We start from the raw sequence: 26,064 nt of genomic DNA, 5'->3' as shown, positions 1-26,064 counted from the left end.
CGTCGTGAGTGGTGGAATCCCGGGCTGGAAGGAATCGGAGGAAACTCCAGACTTGCTTCCGGCAGGAGGACGCCATGTTTCGTCCCTTGAATTTCGTCGTCGCCGCGACGCTCGCCCTGGGCGCATCACCGGCCATGTCGGCTGCGGATCTGACGGTTGTCTTCATTGATCCGGCGCACTACACGGACGCTGCGTACTCGAATCGGTACGGCAATGAAAAGGAACGCGCCGAGGTCATGCGCGATGTGCAGCGACACCTCCAGGGTCTGGCGGATCGCGGCCTTGCACCGGGTGAGTCGCTGCGCATCGAGGTGCTGGACATCGACCTGGCGGGATGGTTCGAGCCTTTCCCTCGTTTTCGCACCGGGGACTATTCGCGCCTCCGTATCATGCGTGACATCACCTGGCCGCGCATCCAGCTCAGGTTCGAGTTGAGCCACAACGGAGAGGTGGTGGCTCGCGGCGAAGAGCAGGTGAAGAGCATGAACTACCTCATGATCGTCAACCCCTATGGGAGCACCGACCGCCTCCGCTACGAAAAGGCGATGCTGGACGACTGGTTCGCCAGGCGCATCGTCGGGGCCCGGGAACACGGCTGAAGCCGTTCGAGCATCCAGAGGGAAAGCTGATCCTGAGTGACGTATGGAATTCGTTCAGGCATTTTTTTTCGCTCCGCGGCGCGACGCAACTTGAATTTCGCTTTCCAACGCCACAAGGTCGTGCTGTGGCGCGGCCAATGTGGCGAGAGCGTCCTGACGCTGAATCAACCAGAGCGCCGTGCCGTAGACCCCGACGGACACCGTCGGATCGCCTTTTTCCATCTTGGCAAGCGTGGGGACGGAGACATTCAGGCGCGTCGCCCAACTTCTCAGCGACTGCTTGCGCCGCTTGCGCGCAAGCGCCAGATCAGCGCCGAGTCGAGTCAATGCGACAGCGATGGCTGAAGGAAGTGTTTCGACAGCGTCCGATTTCCTTGGCATGAAACTATTCTTTCACAAATGCCATCATTTCATCAACAATAAATTCCTTCTCATCGAATCATAGGCGCATCATCGGGGCCAGGGAACACGGCTGAATCCGCCTGATCCAACGTCTTGCCGGCCGGTGTTTTTCATGCTGGCAGCCGGTAGGAGGTGTGTGATGAAGCGACTCAAGCATTGGCAGGACGTGGTGAATGCGCTGCTTGGCGTTTGGCTGGTCTTGTCCCCCTGGATCGTGGGCTTCCAGGACGCAAGAACACCCACCGCGAACGCCGTCCTGGTGGGCGTGGCGCTGATTGCGGCCGCGCTGGGCGCCATGATCGTGCCGCGCGCCTGGGAAGAATGGACCGAGTGCGCGCTCGGCGCCTGGCTGGTGATATCGCCGTGGCTGCTGGGCTTCAGCACCCTGCGCGATCCGATGCTTTGCGCGGTGATCAGCGGCCTCGTGATTGCGGCCCTGGCGCTCTGGACGCTGACGACCGACAAGGACTACAGCGGCTGGCTGCACCGCGCGGCGCATTGAACTGAATGAGGCGGGCGGTCCGCGCTCAGGCTTGTTCGCAGAGCCGGCGGATCTCCGGCGGAATCGGCACCGCGCGGATGCCTCCGCCCTCGCGCTTTGCCGCGAAGATGCGCACCTCGTCGCATTCCAGGATCAAGTCTTCGCCGCGCGTCACGCGGTAGCGCTGCACGAAGCTCTTCTCCCGCCACTCCGGGATCGTGACCGCGATGCCGAGCGTGTCGCCATAGCTGGCGCTCTTGACGAAGCGCGTGTGCGTGTCGACCAGCGGCGTGCCGATGACGCCGAGCGTCCGCGCTGTTTCTTCCCAGCGCGGCACGCCGCGTTCCGCAAAGAAGTGGCGCGACGCCGCATCGATCCAGCGAAAGAAGTTCGGAAACCAGACGATGCCGGCGGGGTCGCAATCGCCGAATTCGACGCGGACGGTGTAGGTGATCTCAAGACTCATAAGCTGTCAGATTTATTTCAAGGAATACCGCGGAACCGGCTTTGCCCGGCCGCCGGTATTGCCCCCGGCAGGGGGCGGGCGGCTACACGAAGTGAGCCAACCTGGGGGCGAGTCACATCATTCTCGTGGGAAGCCACAGGGCGATGATCGGGAAGGCAATCAGGATCACCAAGCGCACGATGTCCGTCAGGATGAACGGCAGCACCCCCTTGAAGATCGTCGTGAAGCTTACGTCCTTCACCACGCTCTTGATGACGAAGACATTCATCCCCACGGGTGGATGGATCAGGCCGAGTTCCACCGTCATCACGATGATCACGCCGAACCAGATCGGATCGAAGCCCAGGTGCACGATCACCGGGAAGATGATCGGCACCGTCAGGATGATCATCGCCATCGCGTCCATCAGGCAGCCGAGCACGAGATACATCAGCATGATGAGCGCCAGCACACCGTAGCGGCCGATGCCGAGGCTGGTGAGGAACTCGGTGAGCTTCTGCGGACTTTGCGTGATCGTCAGGAAGTAGCCGAACAGCAGTGCGCCGATCAGCACCGTGAAAACCGCCGCCGCCGTGCGCGTGGCCGAGAGCAGCGCTTCGCGGATCTTCGGTCCGTCGAGCTTGCGCCGCAGCACGCCGAGGATGAAGGCGCCGCTGGCGCCCACGCCGCCAGCCTCGGTCGGCGTGAAGAAGCCGCCGTAGAGTCCGCCGATCACGAAAATGAAAAGCACCAGCGGCGCCCACACGTTCTTGAGATCAGCGACGCGTTCCGGCCACGGCTTGACCTCGCCGCCCGGCAGCCATGTCGGCCTGAGGCGCACGATGAGCGCGATGGTCAGCACGTACATGGCCATCGCCAGGATGCCGGGGATGATCCCCGCCATGAACAGCTTGCCGATGTCCTGCTGCGTCAGGATGGCGTAGACCGCCAGCACCGTCGAGGGCGGCAGGATCGCGCCCAGCGTGCCGCCCGCGGCGATCACGCCGGTGGAAAACGACTGCGGATAGTTGAAGCGCCGCATCTCCGGATAGGCCACCGCCGAGAACGTGGCCGCCGTCGCCACCGACGAACCGCAGATGGCCGCGAAGCCGCCGCAGGCCAGCACGGTGGCCACGCCGAGACCGCCGCGCAGGTGGCCGATCATCGAATTGGCGGCCTTGAAGAGCTCGCGGCTCACACCGGACACCGACACGAGCGAACCCATCAGCATGAACATGGGGATCACGCCGAAGGTGTAGTCGGTCACCGTACGCATCGAGGTCTGGCCGACCAGCTTGAGCGCCGGCCCGGGGCCGACGATCCAGGCGTAGCCCGTGACACCCACCAATCCCATCGCCATGCCGACCGGCACCCGCAACAACATCAAGCCAAAAAGAACGAAGAAGCCGAGAACGGCAATCGCGTCTGTGCTCATTCGTCCGCTTTCATTTCAGGCTTCTCGTCATGCAGCAACTCGGGATGGAAGATCAATCGGTAGGTGCGGATCGCGATCAGCACGACCGCCGAGACGTCGCCGAGCCAGGCCACCGCATAGAAGGGCCAGGTCGGGATGTTCATGTCGTAGGTCAGCACATGGTCGACATAGGTGCCGCGCACCTTGTCGAACAGCGTGCCGGTCTGCACTGTGACCACGAAAAGCAGCACCACGGTGGCAAAGATGTCGATCCAGCGCTTCATGCGCGGGCTCGCGGCCGTCCACACGAGGTCGACCGTGATGTGGCCGCCCCGGTAGCTCGTCGCCGCGATGCCCCAGAAGATCAGGATGCCCAACAGCATGCGACCGAAGTCGTAGGCGTCGGGGATCGAGGTGTCGAAGAACTTGCGCAACACCACCGCCACGAAGATGTTCAGCGCGACGATCCCCACGAACATGGCGGCAAGCCATTCGATGGCGTTGATCATCTTGTCGCTCGCCGTCCCCTTCGGCGGGGGCGGCGAGGCGATGTCGTCCCGACCCGCCATTACAACGCTGAGTTCTGTTTCGCCAGGTTGGCCTTCAAGGCGTCGAGGACTGCCTTCGGATCCTGGCCGACCTTCTTCACGCCTTCCGCCCATTGCGCCTCGACCGGTGCGACGGCCTTGCGCCACGCGTCGAGTTGCTCCGGCGTCAGCTTGTAGATCTCATGGCCCGGTTGCGAGGCAATCTTGGCGCGGCCACCGTATTCGAAGTCGGCCCACGGCGCGGCGACCTTCTCGGCCCACTCGCTGGTGCAGTGGTCGTCGATCACCTTCTTCTGCGCGGGCGACATGCTGTCGTACTTGCTCTGGTTCATGGCCCAGACGAAGGGCGTGACGTACAGCGCCACATCCATGTGATAGGTCACCACCTTGTCGATGCCGAAGAGTCCGATCGAACCCCACGGGAAGGTGATCGCATCGGCCACACCGCGCTCCAGCATGTCGCGCGATTCCGGCGCCGAGGCCTGCACGTTGGTGCCGCCGAGCGAGGTCACCATCTGGCCGATGGTGCTCGTCGCGGGGCGGATCTTCATGCCCTTGATGTCGGTCGGCAAAAGAATCTTCTTGCGCGCATGGAAGGTGCCCGGGTCGTGCACGAAGGCGAAGCAGAACTTCACGTCCTTCATTTCCTTGGCGGCGTACTGGCGGTACCACGCATCGATGGCGGCCGAGCCGCCCTTGCCGTTGGAGAACAGGAAGGGCAGCGAGGCGCCGGCCATGATCGGGAACCGGCCCGGTTGGTAGCCCGGGTTGATGTAGGCGAAGTCGGCGATGCCGTCGCGCGCCATGTCGTAGTGGTCGAAAGCCTTGCCGAGCTGCTCGGAAGGGAACAACGTGGCGGTGATCGTGCCGTTCGATGCCTTCTTGATGTCATCGGCCCATGCCTGCAGCGAAGGGTTCAGCGGATGCTGCTGCGGAACCCAACTGGACATCTTCAGGTTGACGGGCTTGTCCTGGGCCTGGACCGGCGCGGCGCCGAGCGCCAGCACGGCCGATAGCGCCAGGATCGCGCGCGTGGCGGCCGAGGTCATGAAGCGGGATGTCGACATGGATGTCTCCTTGCAGGTGTTGTTGAATCTGTCGCGGCGGGCACTGTGCTGTGCTTGTCTTTGTGCAGTGCGCAATCGGTTATTTTTTATAAGAGTCCCCGCCGACGTAAATCGGCGTTTACCTTGAGTGACCCGAGTCAGTGTGCACGAGGCGCGGTATTCGGCGTGCGCTTCATCCACCGGATCGGCTGCGCCTTGACCGGACGCGGCGCAGCGCCGTGGCGCACCAGCGTTGCATCGAGCGCGGTGCCCGCATCGTCGGCCAGTGCCGCCTCGCGGGCCGCAGCGATGGCCGTTGCTCGCGCGGGCGGAGAGCCGTCGGGCAGCGGCGCAATCGCGAGGTGCTCGATCACGTGCAGCAGGTTGTGCTTGCCGCGTTCGTTCGTGCTGCCATAGCCCTTGATGAGGCGTCCGCAGAGCGCGATCTCGTGGCCCAGGCGCCAATGCGTGCGCGTTCCGTCGGCCACGGCGCCGAGCCAGCGTTCGATGAGCGTCTGTTCTTGCGTGAATCGCTGGCCGCGTTTGCGCAGCCAACGCAGCGACGCCAGCAGTCGCAGCGAGGCCATGCCGAAGACGGCATGGCTGCCCACTTTGAGCGGCAACGCCCAAGGTGTCGACCGCCGCCGGTCCCATGCGGTCACACGATCGGCCAGCGAGGCGGGCAGCAGGGCTGCGAACTCGGGCGCGCCCGGCTTGAAGTGGTCGTAGACCTTGACGATGTCGTCCTCGCCCGCCTTGACTTCATCGCGCACGCGGCGCGAGCGGCTTGCGCGGCTCTTGAGTTCGGCCACGCGGACGATGTCGTCGAAGGCCATCCATAACGCGAGCCAGCGCGCCATCTCGCGGGTGACGGCGAACCCTTGTGCACCCGCGGGGTCGGCAACGCGCTCGGCGGAGAGAACTCGCTGAAGACGCTCGACGTACACGTCGGCGTAAGCGGCGTCCTGGTAGTCGAGCACGCGCGCATGGCCAAGGGTCAGCATGTCGTGCACGGGCGGAGGAAACAGGGCCGCCACCGCCTGAGGCAATGCTTTTACGCCGGGCGTGTCGTCGGCCGTCGAGGCCAGCAGACTCGTGACCATCGCGGCTTGCTGGCGCGGCGCGTTGATGACATCGAAAGCCTTCGCGAAGCCGCGCAGGCTGGCCGACGCCATCTTGCCGACCTTCTCGGGCGCGCTCGTGTCGCCGCCGCGCACCACGCGCTCATAGGCTTCACGCGGGAAGGGAAAGAGCCCGCTGCCTGCGATGGCGCCCAGCATCACGGCGCTCACGATGGTGCCGGCGTCGCGTGCGGCCGCTCCCATGTCGAACACGTGGTGCTCGCGGCTGAAGGCCTTCACGACATCCAGCAGGCGCTGCGCGTCGGCGCGGCCGTCGCCGGGCTGCATGCGCTCCGCGGTGGTGAGCGTGCGGCTCGACGAGGTGATGACGATGGTGCGTTCCGGCGCGCTCATGGCGTTGCTGATCTGACGCGTGGTTTCCAGCAACTCGGAAGAAATGATGGCGTCCAGCGCGCCCGGCACCGGGCTCAGGCTGAAGACCGGCCGGCGTCCGCCGAGTTCGGCCAGCGGCACCGGAAAGACTTCGACGTAGTAGGTGGTCGCGCCCGTGCGCTGCGCCACGCCGGGGATCGAGGTGCTCTGCGCGGCATAGCCGGCATGGCGCGCCGTGTCGACCAGCCATTCGGTCAGCACGCCGCCGCCTTCGCCGCCGAGCGCGCAGATCAGGAGGGTGATGGGTTGGGTGCGGTTCATCGTGTTCATGCCGGTTGCAGTGCACGGACAACGGCGCCCCGCAATGAATGCAGCAGTCTTTCGTGCCACTTGGGGTTCTGCACCACTTCGGCGCGATAGAAGCTCGGGCACAGCGTGGCCGCGTGCGCATTGGCGCCGCACAGGCCGCAACCCACGCAGCCGTCGATGACCACGGCGACCGGGTCGACCTTCAGCGGATCGGGGTTGTCCTTGATCGTGAGCGTCGGGCAGCCCGACAGCCGGATGCAGGCGTGATCGCCGTTGCACACATCCTCGTCGACGCCGTATTTCACGCGCACCACGCGCTCGCCCTTCTTGAGCAGGCTGGCAATCCACGGCTTGATGCGCCGCTGGCGCTCCAGCTGGCATTCGCCCTCGGCGATGATGACCTTCAGCCCGTTGAAGTCGCTCGTGAAGGCGTCGTTGAGCGTCTTGCGCATCTTGTCGACGTCGTAGGTGTGGACGGTGCGCATCCACTGCACGCCGAGGCCCTTGAGCGTCGACTCGATGGTCTGGTTCTTGTCGACCAGGCTCTGCTGCTTGTCGACGGCGCGGTCTTTCACCTCGTCGTCGGGCGTGGAGATGATGTCTTGCGTGCCGGTGGCCGAGGTGTAGCCGTTCTTGAAGATCAGCAGCACCGCGTCGTCGCCGTTGAAGAGCGCGCTCTGTACGCCGGTGAGCAGCCCGTTGTGCCAGAAGCCGCCGTCTCCCATGATCGAAAGCGCCCGGCGCTGCATCATCGGCGACACCCCTGCGCGACTTGCGAGGCTCATGCCATAGCCGAGGATCGAGTGGCCCATCGAGAAAGGCTCGAAGGTGCCGAAGGCATGGCAGCCGATGTCGGCGGCGATGTGCACCGGCCCGTTGTCCTGCTGCGCCAGCTTGAGTGCGGCGAAGACGGGCCGTTCGGGGCAGCCGATGCAGAAGCTCGGCGGGCGGATGGGCAGCGGTGCGTCCAGCTTCGTCGCCACGGCCGCGCGGCGGTCGCGGTTGCCGCTGAGCCATCCCTTGGCCGACTCCTGCATGTGCTCCGGCAGGTAGCGCGCCGCGAACTGGCTCGCACCGGTCGCCAGCACTTCGACGCCGTATTCGCCGGCGGCCGGGAGCATGTCGCAGCCGTGCAGGGGCGTCTGGATGTCGCGGCGGCGAAGCAGGGTGGCGATCTCCTGTTCGATGTATTCGGGCTGGCCTTCCTCGACCACCAGCACGGCCCGCTTGCCCGCGCAGAAATCCGCGACTTCCTCGGGCACCAGCGGGTAGGCGACGTTGAGCACCAGCAAGGGAATGTCGGTCGCACCGAAGGCATCCGCCAGGCCCAGCTGCTGCAGGCTGCGGATGAGGGCGTTGTAGAGCCCACCCTGCACGACGATGCCGAGGTCGGCGTGCGTGCCGGGGATCAGCTCGTTGAGCTTGTGCTCGGCGATATAGCGGCGTGCAGCCGGCAGCCGTTCTTCGCCCTTGAGCTTCTCGTGGCGGAAGGTCACGGGCGGATGCGCGAGCCGCATGTAGTCGAAGCCGGCCGGCTCCTCGATCAGCGCGCGCGTCGAGACAGCCGGCGGCAGGTTGTCCTTGCATTCGAAGCTGCCGCGCACGTGGCAGGTGCGGATGCGCAATTCCATCATGCAGGGCATGTTGGAGTGTTCGGACAGCCGGAATCCGTGTTCGACCATGTTCACCATCACGCCCAGATCGGGCCGCGCGTCGAGCAGGCACATGCTGGACTTGAGCGCGTAGGCATGCGTGCGCTCCTGGATGACTGAGGCGCCCTCGCCGTAGTCCTCTCCGACCACGATCAGCACGCCGCCCTTCACGCCCGGCGACGAGAGGTTGGACAGCGCATCGGCCGCCACGTTGGTGCCGACGATCGACTTCCACGTCACCGCGCCGCGCAGGGGGTAGTGGATCGATGCGCCGAGCATCGCCGCCGCCGAAGCCTCGTTGGAGCAGGCCTCCACGTGCACGCCGAGTTCGTCCATGTACGGCTTGGCCTGCACCATCACGTCGAGCAGGTGCGAAACCGGCGCGCCCTGGTAGCCGCCGACGTAGGCCACGCCCGATTGCAGGAGACCCTTGGTGATGGCGAGGATGCCCTCGCCGTGAAAGGTGTCGCCCGCACCGAGGCGCAAGGCCTCGATTTCCTTGCTGAATGAAACTTCCAAGAGACTTGACTCCGATCGCTTTGCTATTTGCCGGCCGGTTGCGTCGGCGCGCCGGGAAAGCGCGCGATGTAATAGGCGAGGGTGTCCAGGTCCTCAGGCGGAATCCGGCTGACCGCTTCGCCCATGGCCTGCGTGTAACCCGGGCGCTTGCCCGATTGGTATTCGTGAAGCGTCAGCTTCAGGTAGTCCTCGCGCTGCTGCGAGATCCGCGCCACCTGCTGGCCGCCGCTGAGATCCGCGCCGTGGCACATCACGCAGCGAAACTCCTGCGCGAGCGCTTTGCCGCGGGCCATGCGCGCCGGATCGGGCGGCGTGGCCGGCGGCGGCGCAGGCACCGGCGGCAGCGTGCCGATGAAGTCCGAGAAGCCTCGCAGGTCCTGGTCCGTCATGGTCTTCGCAATGGCCGTCATGGCTTCGTTGCCGCGGCGGCCCTCGCGGAACAGGAAGAGCTGCGTGATGGCATAGAACGAATGCTGGCCCGCGAGCGCCGGCGTGCCCGGCAGGTCGCTGCGGCCGTTGGCGCCGTGGCAGGCCGCGCACACCGTCGCGAAGCGCTGTGCGTAGCTGCCCTGCGTGGCTGGTGCGCCTTTTGTGCCTTGGGCGCTCGCGGTCAGCGTCGCGAGCCCCAGGAGTGCCGCCGCCGCTGCCGTGATCGTCTGTCCCGTCAGCCTCCTCATCGGCCGCCGTAGCTGATGCGGTAGATCGCACCCGCGTGATCGTCGCTCACGAGCATCGACCCATCCTTGAGCACGAGGAAGTCCACCGGGCGCCCGAGGTACTGGTTGTTCTCGACGAAGCCGGTCATGAAGGGCTCGACCTTGGCGCCGCCCTTGCCGTCAGGCCATGCCACGGCGATGTCGGCGTACTTCTTGGAACGGTTCCACGGGCCGTGGCGTGCGATGAACATCGCGCCCTGGTACTTCTGCGGGAACATCTTGCCGTTGTAGAACACCAGCCCCAGGCCGGCAGCGTGCGGGCCCAGCAGCGCCGCAGGCTTCACGTAGTCGTCGCAGCTCTTGCCCCAACCGAATTCGGCATCGAGGATGTTGCCCTGGTGGCAGTACGGGTAGCCGAAGTGCTGGCCCACCTTCGTCACATGGTTGAGCTCGTCGTTCGGCAGGTCTTCGCTGAACCAGTCGCGTCCGTTGTCGGTGAACCAGAGGTCCCCGGTCTTGGGATCGAAATCGAAGCCGACCGTGTTGCGTACGCCTTGCGCAATGGTCTCGATGTTGCTGCCGTCGAGGTTCATGCGGAAGATCCGGCCATGCTGGTCGTCGGGCTCGCAGAGATTGCAGGGCGCGCCGACCGCGTAGTAGAGCTTGTCGTTGTGCACGCGCAGGAAGCGCCAGCTGTGGTCCTGGCCGCCCGGCAGCTTGTCGTTGAGCACCACCGGCGTTCCGGGGTTGTCGAGCTTGTCCTCGATGTTGTCGTAGCGGTAGATGTGCGTGTTCGTGGCCAGGTACAGCGAGCCGTTGTGATACGCGATGCCGGTGGCGAAGGGCATCTTGTCGATGATCGTCTTCGCCTCGTGCTTGCCCTTTTCAGGGATCGCGTAGACCTTGTTGCCCACGAACAGGGTGCTCACGAACACATTGCCCTTGGCGCCCTGGCGCAGTTCGCGCGCGTCGAGCACGCCCGAAGCCCAGGTCTCCACCTTGAATCCCGGCGGCAGCTTGAACTTGGCCGTGGGCAACTGGTCGGCAGCGGTCGGGATCGGGAAGGCCGGCACCGGTGCCAGGCGATTGGCGGCGTCGGTCTTCGGACGCCCCTTGGCCCAACCGGGCTCGTCGGCCGGCGCTTGCTGGGACCATGCGGCGGTCGCCGCGCAAAGCAGAGCGGCAATTGCCGCGAACTGTCGGATCTTGGTCTTGGCCATGGGTTGTCTCCTTCTCGTTGTGGTTGGCTTGCGCCACCTGTCAGTTTGCGTTCGCAATGAGCGGCGTTCAATAAAATAATCGAGCTAAGCAATATGAACGCCATGCATATCAACACCATCGACCTCAACCTGCTGCGGCTGTTCGACGCCGTTTACCGCGCGCGCAGCGTCAGCCGCGCGGCCGAGTCGCTCGGGCTCACCCAGCCCGCGGCCAGCCACGGGCTGGGGCGGTTGCGGCTTCTGTTGAAGGACGCACTCTTCATCCGCGCGCCCGGCGGTGTCTCGCCGACGCCGCGTGCCGAGCGGTTGGCGCTGGCGGTGCAGTCGGCGCTGGGCACGCTCGAAGACGCGCTCAACGAGCCCGACCGCTTCGAGCCCGGCGATTCGCGCAAGACTTTTCGCATCCACATGAGCGACATCGGCGAAGGCCGATTTCTTCCGGCGCTGATGGCCCGGCTGGGCGAATTGGCGCCCGGCGTGCGGATGGAAACCTTTCCGCTGCAGCCCGGCGACATCGCCCCGGCGCTCGACAGCGGCCGGGTGGATTTCGCCTTCGGCTTCCTGTCCAAGGTGCGCGATACCCAGCGCGCGGCGCTGCTGAAGGATCGCTACATCGTGCTGCTGCGCAAGGGCCATCCCTTCGCGCGCTCGCGCCGCAACGGGCAGCAGATGCTGGAGGCCTTGCGCAAGCTCGAATACGTCGCCGTGCGCACGCATGCCGAGACACTGCGCATCCTGCAGCTGCTCAACCTGGAAGATCGCGTGCGCCTGACGACCCAGCACTTCATGGTGCTTCCGGCCATAGTCCGCGCGACCGATCTCGCGGTGGTGATGCCGCGCAACATCGCGCGCGGTTTCGCGGAGGAGGGTGGGTACTCGATCATCGAGCCGGCCTTTCCGCTGCGGGACTTCACCGTCTCGCTGCACTGGAGCAAGCGCTTCGAGGCAGATCCGGCGAACCGGTGGCTGCGGCAGGTGATTCAGGATCTCTTTACCGAGAACTGAGCGCGTTTTGGAGGGTTCGAGGGGTTTTTAGGGGTTAACCCACCCCTTCCATACCAACCCTCACATAGCCGATATGGGCGCGTATATATGCATAGGCGGCTCTAAAGGAATAACTTCCGGTTGGCCCGATTTTTGATCGCGACAAACGCTTTTCCCCCACGAGCATGAGCATGACCCCGAGCACACAACCCATCCGCTTTTTCCATCAAGGCCGGATCGTCGACGTCAGCGGCGTGCACCCGACCCGTTCGGTGCTCGACTGGCTGCGCGAGGATGCCCGCTGCACCGGCACCAAGGAAGGGTGCAACGAGGGCGATTGCGGTGCATGCACCGTGGTGATCGGCGAACTGGCCGAGCCCGGCGAGAAGGGAGCGATCGGCGGATTGCGGCTGCAGACCGTCAATGCCTGCATCCAGTTCCTGCCCACGCTGCACGGCAAGGCGCTGTTCACCGTCGAGGATCTCAAGACGCAATGCGGCCACAGCCATGAAGCACAGCAGCCGCACGACAAGCACCCGGTGCAGCGCCTGCATCCGGTGCAGCAGGCCTTGGTCGACTGCCACGGCTCGCAATGCGGCTTCTGCACGCCCGGCTTCGTGATGTCGCTGTGGTCCACCTACGAGCATCACCAGGCCGTCGGCACGCGGCCGACGCGGCAGCAACTGGCGGACGACCTCTCGGGCAACCTGTGCCGCTGTACCGGCTATCGGCCGATCCTCGACGCGGGCCAGCGCATGTTCGATCTGCCCGATGCAAGCCTGAACACGAAACCGGTGGTGCAGGCGCTCTCCAGCCTGCGGCACGAAAGCACTTTCGAATACGCCGCGCCGCTGGGCCAGCGCATGGACCACTTTCATGCGCCCACCACGCTGGCCGAACTGGCCGCGCTGCGCATGGAAAAGCCGGCCGCGCAGCTTCTGGCCGGCTCGACCGACGTCGGCCTGTGGGTCAACAAGCTGTTCCGCGACCTGGGCGATATCATCTTCGTCGGCGACGTGGCCGAGATGAAGACCGTCGAGGAGCGCGCCAACGAGCTTTATCTCGGCGCCGGCGCGTCGCTCGAATCCGCGTTCGCGGCGTTGACGCGGCGCGTTCCCAGCCTGACGGACGTGTGGCTGCGCTTTGCCTCGCCGCCCATCCGCAACGCCGGCACCATCGGCGGCAACGTTGCCAACGGGTCGCCGATCGGCGATTCGCCACCGGTGCTGATGTCGCTCGATGCCGAGATCGAACTGCGCCGCGGCGAGCACGTGCGCCGCATGCCGCTGCCGGATTTCTACGTCGACTACATGAAGAACCGCCTGGAGCCCGGCGAATTCGTTCAGGGGCTGGCGATTCCTTTGGCCGCCCTGCAACGCCAGGTCCGCGCCTACAAGATCAGCAAGCGCTTCGATTGCGACATCTCGGCCCTGTGCGGCGGATTCGCCCTCGCGCTCGACGGCGACGTGGTGAAGGAAGTGCGCCTGGCCTTCGGCGGCATGGCCGCGATCGTCAAGCGCGCCGCGCAGGCCGAGGCGGCGCTGGTGGGCAAGCCGTGGACGCAGGCCAGCGTGAACGCCGCCAAGCTGGCGCTCGCCCAGGATTTCAAGCCCTTGACCGACATGCGGGCAAGCGCAGACTATCGCCTCCAGGTGGCGCAGAACCTGCTGCAACGCCTGTGGCTGGAAACGCGCACGAACGACCCCTTGCCGCTCGAAGCGACCAGCGTCTGGAGCGTGATGCCGCACGTCGTGGCGGAAGGAGCCTGAGATGAACAAGCCACTCGATCCGAGCCTCTTCAAGTCCGCAGAGGCTTTCGCCGACTACCTGACCAATACCGCCGCCCGCATCGATGCGAAGGCGGAAGCCAAGGCGCACGACGATGGCGTGCGGGTGGGCATCAGCCGGCCGCACGAATCGGCGCGGCTGCACGTGGCCGGCGAGGCGACCTACATCGACGACATTCCCGAACTCGCAGGCACGCTGCACTGTGCACTGGGCCTCTCGCCCGTGGCCAACGGCCGGCTCAAGGACATGAACCTCGAAGCCATTCGCGCCATGCCGGGCGTGGTGACCGTCATCACCGCCGCCGACATCCCGGGCAGCAACGATTGTGGATCGATCGTGCACGACGACCCGATCCTGTGCAGCGGCGACATCCGCTACATGGGCCAGCCTGTGTTCGCCGTCATCGCCGAAACGCGCGACGCTGCACGCCGCGCCGCCGCGCGCGCCAAGGATGCGCTCGACATCGAGGCCGCGCCGCCCGTGCTGACGCCGCAAGAGGCGCACGCGAAAGAGCAGTACGTCGTGCCGCCGATGCATCTGGTGCGCACCACGAACGAGGGCGGCTCGAAGGCAGCCATCGCCAAGGCGCCGCACCGGCTCAAGGCCGAACTCGACGTCGGCGGGCAGGAACAGTTCTATCTCGAAGGCCAGATCAGCTACGCCATCCCGAAGGAAGGCGGCGCGATGCATGTGTATTGCTCGACCCAGCATCCGAGCGAGATGCAGCATCTGGTGGCGCATGCGCTGCACCTGCACGCCAACGAAGTGCACGTCGAATGCCGGCGCATGGGCGGCGGCTTCGGCGGCAAGGAATCGCAATCGGCGCTCTTCGCCTGCGTCGCGTCGGTCGCCGCCAACAAGCTGAAGCGCCCGGTCAAGCTGCGGCTGGACCGCGATGACGACTTCATGATCACCGGGAGGCGCCACTGCTTCTGGTACGAATACGAAGTCGGCTACGACGACGAGGGCCGCATCCTCGGCGCCGAGATCAACATGGTTTCGCGCGCGGGACATTCAGCCGACCTCTCGGGCCCGGTGATGACGCGCGCGCTGTGCCACTTCGACAACGCCTACTGGCTGCCGGATGTGTCCATGCACGGCTATTCGGGCAGGACCAACACGCAAAGCAACACGGCCTTCCGCGGTTTCGGTGGTCCGCAGGGGGCGATCGCGATCGAGAACATCCTCGACAGCGTGGCGCGCGAACTGGGCCGCGACCCGCTGGATGTGCGTCGCGTCAACTTCTACGGCAAGGGCGAGAACAACGTCACGCCCTATGGCCAGGTCGTGAACGACAACATCATTCACGAACTGGTGGAGGATCTGGAGGCCAGCAGCGACTACCGCGCTCGCCGGGAAGCCATCGCGGCTTTCAACGCCACGAGTCCGGTGCTCAAGCGCGGCATTGCGCTCGCGCCGCTCAAGTTCGGCATCTCGTTCAACGTGAAGCATTTCAACCAGGCCGGCGCGCTGGTGCACGTCTACACCGACGGATCGATCCTCGTGAACCACGGCGGTACCGAGATGGGACAGGGGCTGAACACCAAAGTGGCGCAAGTCGTCGCGCACGAACTGGGCGTGAGCTTCGAGAGCGTGAAGGTCACGGCCACCGATACGCAGAAGGTCGCCAACACCTCGGCCACCGCCGCGTCGACCGGCGCCGACCTGAACGGAAAGGCCGCGCAGGATGCGGCTCGGCAGATCCGCGAGCGGCTGGCGGCGTGCGCCGCGGCGCGCCATGGTGGTGACGCTTCCGCGGTGCGCTTTGCCAACGACAAGGTCGAAGTCAACGGCCGCACGCTGCCTTTCAGCACGCTGGTCGGCGAGGCCTACCTCGACCGCGTGCAGCTCTGGTCCGACGGCTTCTACGCCACGCCCGGCCTGAGCTGGGACAAGGACAAGATGTTCGGCCGGCCGTTCTTCTACTACGCCTACGGCGCTGCGGTGAGCGAGGTCGTCGTCGACACGCTGACCGGCGAATGGAAGCTGCTGCGCGCCGACATCCTGCACGACGCCGGCAAATCGCTGAACCCGGCGGTCGACATCGGCCAGGTCGAAGGCGCCTTCATCCAGGGCATGGGTTGGCTCACGACCGAAGAACTGGTGTGGCACCCGAAGACCGGCCTGCTGACCACGCATGCGCCCAGCACCTACAAGATCCCGACGGCCAACGACTGCCCGCCGGTGCTCAACGTGCGGCTGTTCGAAGGCCAGAACTACGAGGACTCGATCCACCGCAGCAAGGCAGTCGGCGAGCCGCCGCTGCTGCTGCCGTTCTCGGTGTTCTTCGCGATTCGCGACGCGGTGTCGGCAACGGGCGGCCATCGGACCGATCCGCCGCTGCGCGCGCCGGCGACGAGCGAATCGATCCTGAGAGCCATCACCGTGGTGCAGAACGCCGCCGCCTGAGGTATTTCCATGTGAATGCAGCGCTGTATAACTGCCCGCACATTCCAGACCACAGTGGGCAGCTATGAGAGACCAGGCGCTACTCGACAAGATCGATCTTCATCTCATCCGGGTTCTACACACCGTGCTCACCGACCGCAGCGTTTCGCGTGCCGCCATCCGATTGGGGATGTACCAGCCCGCCGTCTCCGCAGCCCTCAAGCGGCTGCGCGAGCTGTCGGGCGACCCGTTGCTGGTGCGCTCGGGTTCGGGCATGGTCCCGACCGATGCGGGCCTTCGGATGATCGAGCCGGCGGCGGCCATCCTGCGCTCGGCCGAGGTGCTGTTCAGCGATGCACGCGGCTTCGATCCGCAGACGGCGGCCACCACCTTTCGCATCGCGGCGAGCGACTACATGGACCCGCTCTTCCTGCCGCAACTGGTGGCGCAGATCAAGAGCCAGGCGCCGCTGTGCCACATCGAGATCCATCCGCTGTCCTCGGACTCGGACTACCACGCGCATCTGTCGCTCGGGCAGGTCGACGTGGTGATCGGCAACTGGCTCAAGCCGCCCGAGGACCTGCACATGGCGCGACTCTTCGGCGACGACATCGTCTCGCTGGTCAACAAGGACCATCCGGCCGTGCGGCGCGGCTGGGACCTGGAAAGCTGGCTCGTGGCCGAGCACATCGCCCCGACGCCCATGCATCCGGGCGCGCGAGGAATCATCGACCAGATGCTCGACGAGATGGGCCGGCAGCGCAACATCACGGCACGCTGCGCGCACTTCGGGCTCATTCCCGACATCGTCGCGTCGAGCCTGCTGGTGCTGACGACCGGCCGCCAGTATTGCGAGCGCTTCCTCGACCGGCTGCCGGTCGCGATCCTCGAATGCCCCGTGCCGCTGCCGCGCCTCATGTACTACCAGCTGTGGCATGAGCGCACCCATTCATCGAGTTCGGCGCGCTGGCTGCGCGAGCGGGCCAAGTCGGTAGCGGCGACCTTGCGGCCCATGGCGGCCGCCGGCGCCGGCCCCGAATAGAACGATTTTTTCGCGCCGGCGTCGCGACCAAGACAACCAACGCCATCGACCCACAAAGACTCGGAGACAAGACGATGAACCGGACAGAACAAGTGCTCGACCTCAGCGGGCAGGCCCCCCCACGGCAAGCCGCCCCGCGGCAAACCTCCGCCAAAGGCTGGGCGGAACGGATGTTCAAGCTCGAGGAGCACGGCACCACGGTGCGCACCGAAATCGTGGCGGGTCTCACGACCTTCCTCACGATGGCCTACATCATCTTCGTCAACCCCTCGATCCTCGGCGACGCAGGCATGCCGAAGGACGCGGTGTTCGTCGCCACCTGCCTGATCGCCGCGCTGGGCACGGGCATCATGGCGCTTTACGCGAACTATCCGATCGCGCTGGCGCCGGGCATGGGCCTCAACGCGTACTTCGCCTATGTGGTGGTGCTGCAAATGGGCTTCACCTGGCAGGCGGCGCTGGGGGCGGTGTTCGTCTCCGGTTGCCTGTTCCTGCTGGTGACAGTGTTCAAGGTTCGCGAGCTGATCATCAAGGGGATACCGCACTCGATCCGCATCGCGATCACGGTCGGCATCGGGCTCTTCCTCGCGATCATCGCGCTCAAGAGTGCGGGCATCGTGGCGCCGTCGAAGGCGACCTATGTCACCCTCGGCGACCTGCACACGCCGGAAGTCGTGTTGTCGACGCTGGGCTTCTTTCTGATCGTCGTGCTCGACCGGCTCAAGGTGCCCGGCGCGATCCTGATCGGGATCATCTCGGTGACGGTGCTGTCCTTCTTCTTCGGCGGCAACACCTTCCATGGCGTCTTCGCGGCGCCGCCGTCGATCGCGCCGACCTTTCTGCAGCTGGACATCAAGGCGGCGCTGTCGGGCGGCATCCTGAACGTGATCCTGGTGTTCTTCCTCGTTGAACTGTTCGACGCCACCGGCACGCTGATGGGCGTGGCCCGGCGCGCGGGCCTGCTGGTGCCGGGCAAGATGGACCGTCTGAACAAATCGCTCCTGGCCGACAGCGGCGCGATCTTCGCGGGTTCGCTGCTGGGCACGTCGAGCACCACCGCCTACGTGGAAAGCGCGGCAGGTGTGCAGGCCGGCGGCCGCACCGGGCTCACGGCCCTCACGGTGGCCGTGCTGTTCCTGGCCGCGCTGGTCATTTCGCCCCTGGCCGGCGCCGTGCCGGCCTATGCCACGGCACCCGCGTTGTTCTTTGTGGCCTGTTTGATGCTTAGGGAATTGACGGAACTGGATTGGGAAGAGACGACCGAGACGATCCCGGCTGTCGTGACGGCACTGACCATGCCGTTTACCTATTCAATCGCCAACGGCCTTGCGTTCGGCTTTATCAGCTATGCGGCCCTGAAGCTGTTTACGGGCAAGGCCAAGGAGGTGCACTGGATGGTGTGGCTCATCGGCGGTGTGTTCCTTTTCAAGTTCATCTATATCGGCGGACACTGACGACAATAAGGCGATCGCCCGAGAGGGCGGTTCAGGGCTCGAACGACAACCCACAGGCCAGGCATAGGCATGACAATCCACAGACTCCAGCTCGCGCACATCACCAAGCGCTATCCCGCGGTGGTCGCCAACAGCGATGTTTCGCTGACGGTCGAACCCGGGGAAACCCACGCGGTCCTCGGCGAAAACGGCGCCGGCAAATCCACGCTGATGAAGATCATCTACGGCTCGGTCAAGCCGGATGAAGGCAGCGTGATGTTCAACGGCCAGGCGGTCAACGTGCGCAATCCGCAGGAGGCGCGGGCGCTGGGCATCAGTATGGTGTTCCAGCACTTCAGCCTCTTCGACACCCTCACGGTGGCCGAGAACGTCTGGCTGGGCCTGGACAAGAGCCTGGCGCTGGCCGAAGTGGCGCGCCGGGTGCAGGCCAAGGCGGGCGAATACGGGCTGGACATCGACCCCTCGCGGCCGGTGCACACGCTGTCGGTCGGCGAGATGCAGCGCGTCGAGATCATCCGCGCGCTGCTGACGGACCCCAAGCTGCTGATCCTCGACGAGCCGACCTCGGTGCTGACGCCGCAGGCGGTGCAGAAGCTCTTCGTCGTGCTCAAGAAGCTGGCCTCCGAGGGCTGCAGCATCCTCTACATCAGCCACAAGCTGCACGAGATCCGAGAGCTGTGCACGGCCTGCACGGTGCTGCGCGGCGGCAAGGTCACCGGGGTGTGCAATCCGCAGAACGAATCCAACGAATCGCTCTCGCGCCTGATGATCGGCGCGGAGCCGCCGCCGCTCACGCACCGGCCGATTCACGCCGGCGCGGTGGCGCTCAAGGTCAAGGGCCTGACGCTGGCGCGCGAAGATCAATTCGGCGTCGACCTGGACGGCATCTCGCTCGACGTCCGCGCCGGCGAGGTGGTGGGCATCGCGGGGGTGTCGGGCAACGGGCAGAAGGAACTGCTCTACGCGCTGTCGGGCGAGGACATACGCGCCGCAGCCCCGATGATCGAGGTCTTCGGCCAGGCGGCTGCGCATTTCAGGCCGCGCCGGCGGCGTGCGCTGGGCCTGCATTTCGTGCCCGAGGAGCGGCTGGGCCGCGGCGCGGTGCCGACGCTGGGGCTGGCGCACAACCTCTTGCTGACGCGCAGCAACGCGGTCGGAAAGGGCGGCTGGATTCGCACGCGGGCGCTGAACCAGCATGCCAGCGACATCATCAAGCGCTTCAACGTCAAGGCCGGCGGGCCGAACGCGGCGGCGCGCTCGCTGTCGGGCGGCAATCTGCAGAAGTTCATCGTCGGCCGTGAGATCGACGCCAACCCGAAGATCTTCATCGTCTCGCAGCCGACCTGGGGCGTCGACGTGGGCGCGGCAGCGTTGATCCGCGGCGAGATCCTCGCACTGCGCGACGCCGGTTGCGCCGTGCTCGTGGTGAGCGAGGAGCTCGACGAGCTCTTCGAAATCAGCGATCGGCTCTACGTGATCGCCAAGGGCCGGCTGTCGCCGTCGATCGACCGCTCCGCTGCCACGGTGCCGCAGATCGGCGAATGGATGAGCGGGCTCTGGGACAAGTCGCATCACGCCGCAGCGGCGTCGTCGGAGGTCGCCCATGCTTAAGCTCGAACCCCGCCCGCAACTGTCGCGCTTCTGGAGCTATGGCTCCCCGATCCTGGCGCTGCTGGTCACCGTGGTGATCGGCATGGTGCTCTTTGCGCTGCTGGGCAAGGATCCCGTCAAGGGCCTGCTGGTCTTCTTCTGGGAGCCGATCAAGAGCGGCTATGCGCTGGGCGAGTTGATGGTCAAGGCCACGCCGCTGCTGATCATCGCGCTCGGCCTGGCGGTGTGCTTCCGTGCCAATGTGTGGAACATCGGCGCCGAAGGGCAGTTCGTGTTCGGCGCGATGGCGGCCGGTGGTGTCGCGCTGCTGGCCGACAAGGACACCAGCCAGTGGATCGTCGTCGGCATCCTGGTCGCAGGCATTGCGGGCGGCATGGTGTGGGCGGGCATCGTCGCTTTCCTGCGCGACAAGTTCAACGCCAACGAGATTCTCGTGAGCCTGATGCTGGTGTACGTCGCGACGCTGCTGCTGGGCTATATGGTCTATGGGCCCTGGAAGGACCCACACGGCTACAACTTCCCGCAGACGAAGACCTTCGAAGCGGTGACGCAGATCCCGCGGCTCATGAAAGGCTCGCGCGTGAGCATCGGACTCGTCATTGCGTTGATCGGCGCGGGGGCCTTGTGGGTCTTCCTGTTCCGTACGCGGGCCGGGTTCGCGCAGCAGGTCGGCGGGCTGGCCCCGGCGGCCGCGCGCTACGCCGGCTTCTCGGCACGGCGCGCGGTGTGGATCGCATTGCTCACCTCGGGCGGCGCGGCAGGTCTTGCGGGCGCGCTCGAAGTGGCGGGCCCGATCGGCCAGCTCAACCCCTATGTCCCGGCCGGCTACGGTTTTGCCGCGATCATCGTGGCCTTCGTTGGCCGGCTGCATCCGGTGGGGATGATCTTCTCGGCGATCCTGATGAGCATGTTCTATATCGGTGGTGAACTGGCGCAATCGCGGCTCGGGCTGCCGAAGTCGCTGACGGGGGTGTTCCAGGGGCTGCTGCTGTTCACGCTGCTGGCCTGCGACACGCTGATTGCCTATCGCATCCGGCGCAAGCTTGCGCCCAAGGCCGTGGTCGAGCCCGGAACGTCTTCGCTGCAAGTCAGCACGCCCTTGACCGCCCCCGTCGCCCGTCCCACAGAAGGAGCCGCATAGATGAACCCCCACGCTCATCACTTCGTGTATTCGCTGCCCCCCGAGGGGGCGCATGCCTCCCTAGGGGCGGCCCGGCGGGAGGCATGATGGAAAGCTACGCACTCCTCCTGGGGTCCACCCTGAGCGCCGGCACGGTGCTCGCCATCGCGGCGCTGGGCCTGCTGATCAACGAGAAGGCCGGCATCGTGAACCTCGGCGCCGAGGGCATGATGCTCTGCGCCGCGATCGCCGGCTTCGCCACCGTGGTCACCACGCACAACACATGGCTCGGCTTCCTGGCCGGCATGGCGGCAGGCGCATTGCTGGCGTCCTTCTTCGGCGTGCTGGTGATCTGGCTCAACACCAACCAGTACGCGACCGGGCTGGCGCTCAGCCTCTTCGGCGTCGGCTTCTCAGCTTTCGCGGGCATCAACTTCGTGCAGGCCAAGTTGCCGGAGAGCGTGTCCTACGCGATCCCGGTGCTTGGCGACATCCCGCTGGTCGGGCCGGCGCTGTTCCGGCATCACCCGATGGTGTATTTCGCGGTGCTGCTGACCATCGGGCTGATCTGGTTCCTCTACCGCACGCGCGCCGGGCTGGTGCTGCGCTCGGTGGGCGAGTCACCGGAGTCCTCGCATGCGCTGGGCTATCCGGTGCGGCGCATCCGTTTCCTGGCGGTGATCGCGGGCGGGGCACTGTGCGGACTGGCGGGCGCCTATCTCTCGACGGTCTACACGCCGCTGTGGGTCGAGGGCATGGTCGCCGGTCGGGGCTGGATTGCGCTGGCGCTGACCACATTCGCGACATGGCGACCGGTGCGCGTGCTACTCGGCGCCTACCTGTTCGGCGGCGTCTCGATGCTGGGTTTTCACCTGCAGAGCACCGGCGTCAACGTGCCGAGCCAGTTCCTGAGCATGCTGACCTACATCGCGCCGATCGTGGTGCTGGCCTTGATCTCGCGCAACCCCGCGTTCATTCGCGTGAACATGCCGGCTTCGATAGGAAAACCGTTCTACCCCGGCTCATAATCTCGCGTTTCCGTTTGTTTCTCCGCCAACCCGTCCTTTGAGGATTTCAAACAATGAATGATCTGAACAAGCGTTCCCTGCTCAAGCTGGCCGCCCTCACGGCAGTCGCTTCGGCCGCCCTCATCGGCTGCGGCAAGAAGGAAGAAGCCGCGGCACCGGCCGCCGCGCCCGCCGCCCCGGCACCCACGGCCGCTGCGCCGGCACCGGCTTCGACCGGCCCCCTCAACATTGCTTTCGCGTATGTCGGCCCGGTGGGCGACGGCGGCTGGTCCTTCGCGCACGACAACGGCCGCAAGGCGATCGAGAAGGAATTCGGCGACAAGATCAAGACCACCTTCGTTGAAAGCGTGCCCGAGGGCGCCGATGCCGAGCGTGTGTTCCGCGACATGGTGAGCCAGGGCAACAAGCTGATCTTCGGCACGACCTTCGGCTACATGGAGCCCATGCTCAAGGTTGCGGCCGACAACAAGGACGTCAAGTTCGAGCACGCCACGGGCTACAAGACGGCCGAGAACCTGCGCACCTACGACAGCCGCACGTATGAAGGCGCCTACATGGCCGGCATCGTCGCGGGTTCGATGACCAAGAGCAACACGCTGGGTGTCGTCGGCTCGGTGCCGATCCCCGAAGTGCTGCGCAACATCAACAGCTTCACGCTGGGCGCGCAGTCGGTGAACCCGAAGGTCACGACCAAGGTGGTGTGGGTCAACGAATGGTTCAGCCCGCCGAAGGAAACCGAAGCCGCCACCGCGCTCATCAACGGCGGCGCCGACGTTCTGTTCCAGAACACCGACTCGCCGGCCGTGCTCAAGACCGCGCAGGAAAAGGGCAAGCGCGCCTTCGGCTGGGATTCGGACATGACGGCCTATGGCCCGAAGGCCCACCTGGCGTCGGCGGTCATCAACTGGGGTCCTTACTACATCAAGGCCACGCAGGACGTGCTCGACGGCAAGTGGACCACCGGCCAGAGCTGGTGGGGCGTGAAGGAAGGCGCGATCGACCTCGTCTCGATCGCCGACGACGTGCCGGCCGAGGCCAAGGCCAAGGTCGACGAAGTCAAGAAGGGTCTGAAGGACGGCAGCTTCGCGATCTGGAAGGGTCCGATCGTCGACCAGGACGGCAAGGAACTGGTGGCAGCCGGCGCCGTGGCGGACGACAAGTTCCTCACGGGCATCAACTTCTACGTCAAGGGCGTGGAAGGCAAGGTGCCGGGCGGCGACAAGAAGTAATCTACGGCCCGGATTTCCGGCGCAAAGGGTTGCCCTGGGGCAGCCCTTTTTTGTTTCAAGTCTCACGATGATTGAAAGACAGATGTGGCATCCCGTGGCGCTCGTCGATGACGTGGCGACCGCGCCGGTGGCCGCGCGACTGCTGGGCGAAAACATCGTTCTCTGGCGCGACGACAAGGCCTCCATCCACGCGTGGGCGGACCGCTGTCCGCATCGCGGCGCGCAGCTTTCGCTGGGGCGGGTGGTGAATTGCGAGGGCAGCGCGCACCTCGAATGCCCGTATCACGGTTGGCGCTTCGAGGCCGGCGGCCATTGCACGCAGGTGCCGGCCTTGCCTGGCTTCGTCCCGCCGCCGACGCACCGCGCGGTGGCGCATGGTGCGCGTGAAGGGAACGGCTTGATCTGGGTGCAGCTTGCCGCACCAGTCGAGGGTGACGACGAATCGATTCCGGCCTTCGCGTCCGAGGCCGATGCGAGTCTGCGCAAGGTCAACTGCGGACCCTACGACGTCGAGACCAGCGCTCCTCGGCTGATCGAGAACTTCCTCGACATGGCCCACTTCGGCTTCGTGCACGAAGGCTGGCTGGGTGCGCGCGACATGGCGGCGATCGACGACTACCGCGTCGAAGCCACGCCGCACGGCCTGCTCGCCACAGGGTGCAAGGCCTGGCAGCCGCAATCCACCATCAACTCGACCGCGCCCGCGCAGGTCGAATACACCTACGAGGTCACCGCGCCGTATGCGGCCGTGCTCACCAAGGTGCCCGAGGCTGCGAGCGTCGGCATCGGCGACTACCGCGAATCGATCGCGCTGTACATCTGCCCGATCGACGCGGAGCGCAGCCGCGTCTGGTTCCGGTTCGCGACGGCCGACTTCGAGCGCGACGAAGCCGCGCTGCGCGCTTTCCAGGACACCATCTTCCTGCAGGACAAGCCGGTGCTCGAATCGCAAACCCCCAAGCGCCTGCCGCTCGACCTCCGGGCCGAGCTTCACACGGTGGCCGACAAGGCCTCGTCCATCTACCGCCGCCATCTCAAGGCGCGCGGCATCACCTTCGGAGTCTGCTGATGAACACGCCCATCCCCCGCCACACCGTCCGCGACGTGCCGGCCGAGCGCTTGCCGGCGCTGCTGGCCGCCATGCCCAAGGCCGAACTGCACATGCACATCGAGGGCTCGCTGGAGCCCGAGTTGATCTTCGCGCTCGCGCAGCGCAACGGTGTCGCCATTCCGTATGCGAGCGTGGAGGACCTGCGCCGCGCCTACGCCTTCACCAACCTGCAGACCTTCCTGGACATCTACTACGCCGGCGCCAGCGTGCTGCTCAAGGAGCAGGACTTCTACGACATGGCCTGGGCCTATCTGGAGCGCGCGGCGGCGGACAACGTCGTGCGCACCGAGATGTTCTTCGACCCGCAGACCCACACCGAGCGCGGCGTGTCGATGCAGACCGTGGTCGACGGGCTGCATCGTGCCTGCGTCGACGCCAAGGCCAAGCTCGGTGTCGACGCCGAACTGATCATGTGCTTCCTGCGCCATCTCAGCGAGGAAGACGCCTTCGCCACGCTCGAACAGGCATTGCCTTTCCGCGACCGCTTCATCGGCGTCGGTCTCGATTCGAGCGAACTCGGCCATCCGCCCGAGAAGTTCGCGCGCGTGTTCGCCCGTTGCCGCGAACTCGGCTTTCATCTCGTCGCGCATGCGGGCGAGGAGGGGCCACCGGCCTACGTGTGGAGCGCGCTCGACGTGCTCAAGGTCGAGCGCGTCGATCACGGCGTGCAGAGCACCAAGGACGCCGCGCTCATGAAGCGGCTCGCGCAGGACCGCATTCCGCTGACCGTGTGCCCGCTGTCGAACCTCAAGCTCTGCGTGTTTCCCGACCTGGGCCAGCACAACCTGCGCGAGTTGCTCGATGGCGGTCTGGTCGCGACGGTGAACTCGGACGATCCGGCCTATTTCGGCGGCTACATGAATCAGAACTTCGTCGAGACCTTCGCCGCCACCGGCCTCACCGCGCAGCATGCCTGGCAGCTTGCGGCGAACAGCTTCGAGGGCAGTTTTGTGGACGCGGCCGCCAAGCGGGCCTACGTCGACCGGCTCAACGCCGTGTTCGACGGCTTCGCCTGAGCCTGCGCGTTCTCGGCGCGTCGCGTCCGGGACATCCGGCTCCGTTTCGTCATCGTTCCGCCATGGATAAGGGTTAACGTGCAAAGGGTTATCCCTATGCCACTCCCATCCAAAAGGATTCGATATGAAGCTCTCGCAAATCGTCACCGGCGCCCTGCTCGCCGCATGCGCCATGACCACCGTCCAGGCGCAGACCGTTCAAGGCCGCAGCCGCGCTGACGTCCAGGCCGAGGCGATCGCCGCGGCCCACGCACCCAATCAGAACGTGACCCGCGGCTCGCGCGGCGCCGAGCCGTTCACGCCGATGGCCGATCCCGACAAGTTGGCGCAACAGGCCGTCGCGACGGCGCACGCGCCGGACCAGAACGTGACGCGCGGTTCGCGTGGCGCCGAGCCCTTCACGCCGATGGCTGATCCGGCGGCAGTGAACGCGCAAGCGATAGCCGCCGCCTCGGCACCGGACCAGAACGTGGTGGGTGGCTCGCGCGTCAACAGCCGCGTCATCTCGACGATGCAGAACCCGGCGACCGCGTCCAAGTAACACGTCC

23 protein-coding genes are annotated in these 26,064 nt (G+C 65.8%); 14 read left to right on the top strand and 9 right to left on the bottom strand.

All coding sequences use genetic code 11. The features are described from left to right. Positions 1-74: 74 nt before the first annotated feature. Entirely contained in the window at positions 75-599 is a 525-nt protein-coding gene (locus tag AC1DHL_RS26900) for a DUF3016 domain-containing protein (protein ID WP_478163976.1), read from the top strand. Positions 600-653: 54 nt separating this feature from the next. Here AC1DHL_RS26900 and AC1DHL_RS26895 read toward each other — a convergent pair whose 3' ends face one another. Next, entirely contained in the window at positions 654-980 is a 327-nt protein-coding gene (locus AC1DHL_RS26895; RefSeq protein ID WP_478105004.1) for a RodZ family helix-turn-helix domain-containing protein, read from the bottom strand. Positions 981-1,140: 160 nt separating this feature from the next. Between AC1DHL_RS26895 and AC1DHL_RS26890 the strand changes: the two genes are divergently transcribed. Then, a complete protein-coding gene (locus AC1DHL_RS26890) occupies positions 1,141-1,503 on the top strand; it encodes an SPW repeat protein (protein ID WP_478105002.1) in 363 nt (120 codons plus the stop codon). 25 nt (positions 1,504-1,528) lie between these two features. Here AC1DHL_RS26890 and AC1DHL_RS26885 read toward each other — a convergent pair whose 3' ends face one another. The 8 genes from AC1DHL_RS26885 to AC1DHL_RS26850 form a co-directional block, all read right to left on the bottom strand. Beyond that, complete coding sequence (locus AC1DHL_RS26885; RefSeq protein WP_478105001.1) at positions 1,529-1,948, bottom strand: acyl-CoA thioesterase; 420 nt, start codon at positions 1,946-1,948, stop codon at positions 1,529-1,531. Positions 1,949-2,060: 112 nt separating this feature from the next. Next, positions 2,061-3,362, bottom strand: coding sequence for a TRAP transporter large permease (locus AC1DHL_RS26880; protein ID WP_478104999.1), 1,302 nt, complete (start codon positions 3,360-3,362; stop codon positions 2,061-2,063). Then, the gene (locus tag AC1DHL_RS26875; RefSeq protein WP_478163975.1) at positions 3,359-3,850 is read right to left on the bottom strand and encodes a TRAP transporter small permease; all 492 of its coding nucleotides are present in this window, start codon (positions 3,848-3,850) and stop codon (positions 3,359-3,361) included. Before AC1DHL_RS26875 ends, AC1DHL_RS26880 begins: the two co-directional genes overlap by 4 nt. A gap of 59 nt (positions 3,851-3,909) precedes the next feature. Next, positions 3,910-4,956 (bottom strand): TRAP transporter substrate-binding protein, encoded by a 1,047-nt coding sequence (locus tag AC1DHL_RS26870; RefSeq protein ID WP_478104996.1) that lies wholly within the window; start codon positions 4,954-4,956, stop codon positions 3,910-3,912. A gap of 137 nt (positions 4,957-5,093) precedes the next feature. After that, positions 5,094-6,710 carry an indolepyruvate oxidoreductase subunit beta family protein gene (locus AC1DHL_RS26865; RefSeq protein WP_478163984.1) on the bottom strand — a complete coding sequence of 539 codons (1,617 nt, stop codon included), beginning with the start codon at positions 6,708-6,710 and terminating at the stop codon, positions 5,094-5,096. 5 nt (positions 6,711-6,715) lie between these two features. Beyond that, the gene (locus AC1DHL_RS26860) at positions 6,716-8,869 is read right to left on the bottom strand and encodes a thiamine pyrophosphate-dependent enzyme (RefSeq protein WP_478163974.1); all 2,154 of its coding nucleotides are present in this window, start codon (positions 8,867-8,869) and stop codon (positions 6,716-6,718) included. Between the two features lie 23 nt (positions 8,870-8,892). Continuing rightward, on the bottom strand, positions 8,893-9,546 hold the full coding sequence (locus tag AC1DHL_RS26855; protein ID WP_478163973.1) for a c-type cytochrome: 654 nt from the start codon (positions 9,544-9,546) through the stop codon (positions 8,893-8,895). After that, positions 9,543-10,745, bottom strand: coding sequence for a PQQ-dependent sugar dehydrogenase (locus AC1DHL_RS26850; RefSeq protein ID WP_478163972.1), 1,203 nt, complete (start codon positions 10,743-10,745; stop codon positions 9,543-9,545). The genes AC1DHL_RS26855 and AC1DHL_RS26850 overlap by 4 nt, the downstream gene beginning before the upstream one ends. Before the next feature lie 93 nt (positions 10,746-10,838). Here AC1DHL_RS26850 and AC1DHL_RS26845 point away from each other — a divergent pair, with 93 nt between their 5' ends. The 12 genes from AC1DHL_RS26845 (at position 10,839) to AC1DHL_RS26790 (ending at position 26,057) form a co-directional block, all read left to right on the top strand. After that, on the top strand, positions 10,839-11,750 hold the full coding sequence (locus tag AC1DHL_RS26845) for a LysR family transcriptional regulator (RefSeq protein WP_478163971.1): 912 nt from the start codon (positions 10,839-10,841) through the stop codon (positions 11,748-11,750). 164 nt (positions 11,751-11,914) lie between these two features. After that, positions 11,915-13,498, top strand: a complete 1,584-nt coding sequence (gene xdhA, locus AC1DHL_RS26840) for a xanthine dehydrogenase small subunit (RefSeq protein ID WP_478163970.1) — start codon at positions 11,915-11,917, stop codon at positions 13,496-13,498. Between the two features lies 1 nt (position 13,499). Next, entirely contained in the window at positions 13,500-15,926 is a 2,427-nt protein-coding gene (xdhB, locus tag AC1DHL_RS26835; protein WP_478163969.1) for a xanthine dehydrogenase molybdopterin binding subunit, read from the top strand. Between the two features lie 64 nt (positions 15,927-15,990). After that, entirely contained in the window at positions 15,991-16,947 is a 957-nt protein-coding gene (locus AC1DHL_RS26830; protein WP_478163968.1) for a LysR family transcriptional regulator, read from the top strand. 170 nt (positions 16,948-17,117) lie between these two features. Then, a complete protein-coding gene (locus AC1DHL_RS26825; RefSeq protein ID WP_478105019.1) occupies positions 17,118-18,401 on the top strand; it encodes an NCS2 family permease in 1,284 nt (427 codons plus the stop codon). 69 nt (positions 18,402-18,470) lie between these two features. Further along, a complete protein-coding gene (locus AC1DHL_RS26820; RefSeq protein ID WP_478163967.1) occupies positions 18,471-20,012 on the top strand; it encodes an ABC transporter ATP-binding protein in 1,542 nt (513 codons plus the stop codon). Beyond that, the gene (locus AC1DHL_RS26815; RefSeq protein ID WP_478163966.1) at positions 20,005-21,153 is read left to right on the top strand and encodes an ABC transporter permease; all 1,149 of its coding nucleotides are present in this window, start codon (positions 20,005-20,007) and stop codon (positions 21,151-21,153) included. The genes AC1DHL_RS26820 and AC1DHL_RS26815 overlap by 8 nt, the downstream gene beginning before the upstream one ends. Positions 21,154-21,239: 86 nt before the next feature. Continuing rightward, complete coding sequence (locus AC1DHL_RS26810) at positions 21,240-22,160, top strand: ABC transporter permease (RefSeq protein WP_478163983.1); 921 nt, start codon at positions 21,240-21,242, stop codon at positions 22,158-22,160. Between the two features lie 53 nt (positions 22,161-22,213). Then, on the top strand, positions 22,214-23,389 hold the full coding sequence (locus AC1DHL_RS26805; RefSeq protein WP_478104981.1) for a BMP family ABC transporter substrate-binding protein: 1,176 nt from the start codon (positions 22,214-22,216) through the stop codon (positions 23,387-23,389). A 67-nt stretch (positions 23,390-23,456) separates the two neighbouring features. After that, the gene (locus AC1DHL_RS26800) at positions 23,457-24,458 is read left to right on the top strand and encodes an aromatic ring-hydroxylating dioxygenase subunit alpha (RefSeq protein ID WP_478163965.1); all 1,002 of its coding nucleotides are present in this window, start codon (positions 23,457-23,459) and stop codon (positions 24,456-24,458) included. Further along, positions 24,458-25,516 carry an adenosine deaminase gene (locus tag AC1DHL_RS26795; RefSeq protein ID WP_478104978.1) on the top strand — a complete coding sequence of 353 codons (1,059 nt, stop codon included), beginning with the start codon at positions 24,458-24,460 and terminating at the stop codon, positions 25,514-25,516. The genes AC1DHL_RS26800 and AC1DHL_RS26795 overlap by 1 nt, the downstream gene beginning before the upstream one ends. 124 nt (positions 25,517-25,640) lie before the next feature. Beyond that, a complete protein-coding gene (locus tag AC1DHL_RS26790; RefSeq protein WP_478104977.1) occupies positions 25,641-26,057 on the top strand; it encodes a hypothetical protein in 417 nt (138 codons plus the stop codon). Positions 26,058-26,064: the final 7 nt, after the last annotated feature.

The sequence above is a fragment of the Variovorax sp. 10L426 genome, assembly GCF_056395305.1.
The sequence above is the reverse complement of the archived record's forward strand: the minus strand, read 5'-3'. Positions and strand labels throughout refer to the sequence as shown.

Excerpts from the sequence above, each read along its gene's own strand:
- AC1DHL_RS26845 (WP_478163971.1), top strand. The coding sequence starts at position 10,839 with ATGAACGCCATGCATATCAACACCATCGACCTCAACCTGCTGCGGCTG.
- AC1DHL_RS26810 (WP_478163983.1), top strand. The coding sequence starts at position 21,240 with ATGGAAAGCTACGCACTCCTCCTGGGGTCCACCCTGAGCGCCGGCACG.
- xdhB (WP_478163969.1), top strand. The coding sequence starts at position 13,500 with ATGAACAAGCCACTCGATCCGAGCCTCTTCAAGTCCGCAGAGGCTTTC.
- AC1DHL_RS26880 (WP_478104999.1), bottom strand. The coding sequence starts at position 3,362 with ATGAGCACAGACGCGATTGCCGTTCTCGGCTTCTTCGTTCTTTTTGGC.
- AC1DHL_RS26805 (WP_478104981.1), top strand. The coding sequence starts at position 22,214 with ATGAATGATCTGAACAAGCGTTCCCTGCTCAAGCTGGCCGCCCTCACG.
- AC1DHL_RS26795 (WP_478104978.1), top strand. The coding sequence starts at position 24,458 with ATGAACACGCCCATCCCCCGCCACACCGTCCGCGACGTGCCGGCCGAG.
- AC1DHL_RS26850 (WP_478163972.1), bottom strand. The coding sequence starts at position 10,745 with ATGGCCAAGACCAAGATCCGACAGTTCGCGGCAATTGCCGCTCTGCTT.
- AC1DHL_RS26875 (WP_478163975.1), bottom strand. The coding sequence starts at position 3,850 with ATGATCAACGCCATCGAATGGCTTGCCGCCATGTTCGTGGGGATCGTC.
- AC1DHL_RS26790 (WP_478104977.1), top strand. The coding sequence starts at position 25,641 with ATGAAGCTCTCGCAAATCGTCACCGGCGCCCTGCTCGCCGCATGCGCC.
- AC1DHL_RS26885 (WP_478105001.1), bottom strand. The coding sequence starts at position 1,948 with ATGAGTCTTGAGATCACCTACACCGTCCGCGTCGAATTCGGCGATTGC.
- AC1DHL_RS26890 (WP_478105002.1), top strand. The coding sequence starts at position 1,141 with ATGAAGCGACTCAAGCATTGGCAGGACGTGGTGAATGCGCTGCTTGGC.
- AC1DHL_RS26800 (WP_478163965.1), top strand. The coding sequence starts at position 23,457 with ATGATTGAAAGACAGATGTGGCATCCCGTGGCGCTCGTCGATGACGTG.
- AC1DHL_RS26820 (WP_478163967.1), top strand. The coding sequence starts at position 18,471 with ATGACAATCCACAGACTCCAGCTCGCGCACATCACCAAGCGCTATCCC.
- AC1DHL_RS26815 (WP_478163966.1), top strand. The coding sequence starts at position 20,005 with ATGCTTAAGCTCGAACCCCGCCCGCAACTGTCGCGCTTCTGGAGCTAT.
- AC1DHL_RS26865 (WP_478163984.1), bottom strand. The coding sequence starts at position 6,710 with ATGAACCGCACCCAACCCATCACCCTCCTGATCTGCGCGCTCGGCGGC.
- AC1DHL_RS26870 (WP_478104996.1), bottom strand. The coding sequence starts at position 4,956 with ATGTCGACATCCCGCTTCATGACCTCGGCCGCCACGCGCGCGATCCTG.
- AC1DHL_RS26830 (WP_478163968.1), top strand. The coding sequence starts at position 15,991 with ATGAGAGACCAGGCGCTACTCGACAAGATCGATCTTCATCTCATCCGG.
- AC1DHL_RS26825 (WP_478105019.1), top strand. The coding sequence starts at position 17,118 with ATGTTCAAGCTCGAGGAGCACGGCACCACGGTGCGCACCGAAATCGTG.
- AC1DHL_RS26895 (WP_478105004.1), bottom strand. The coding sequence starts at position 980 with ATGCCAAGGAAATCGGACGCTGTCGAAACACTTCCTTCAGCCATCGCT.
- AC1DHL_RS26855 (WP_478163973.1), bottom strand. The coding sequence starts at position 9,546 with ATGAGGAGGCTGACGGGACAGACGATCACGGCAGCGGCGGCGGCACTC.
- AC1DHL_RS26900 (WP_478163976.1), top strand. The coding sequence starts at position 75 with ATGTTTCGTCCCTTGAATTTCGTCGTCGCCGCGACGCTCGCCCTGGGC.
- xdhA (WP_478163970.1), top strand. The coding sequence starts at position 11,915 with ATGAGCATGACCCCGAGCACACAACCCATCCGCTTTTTCCATCAAGGC.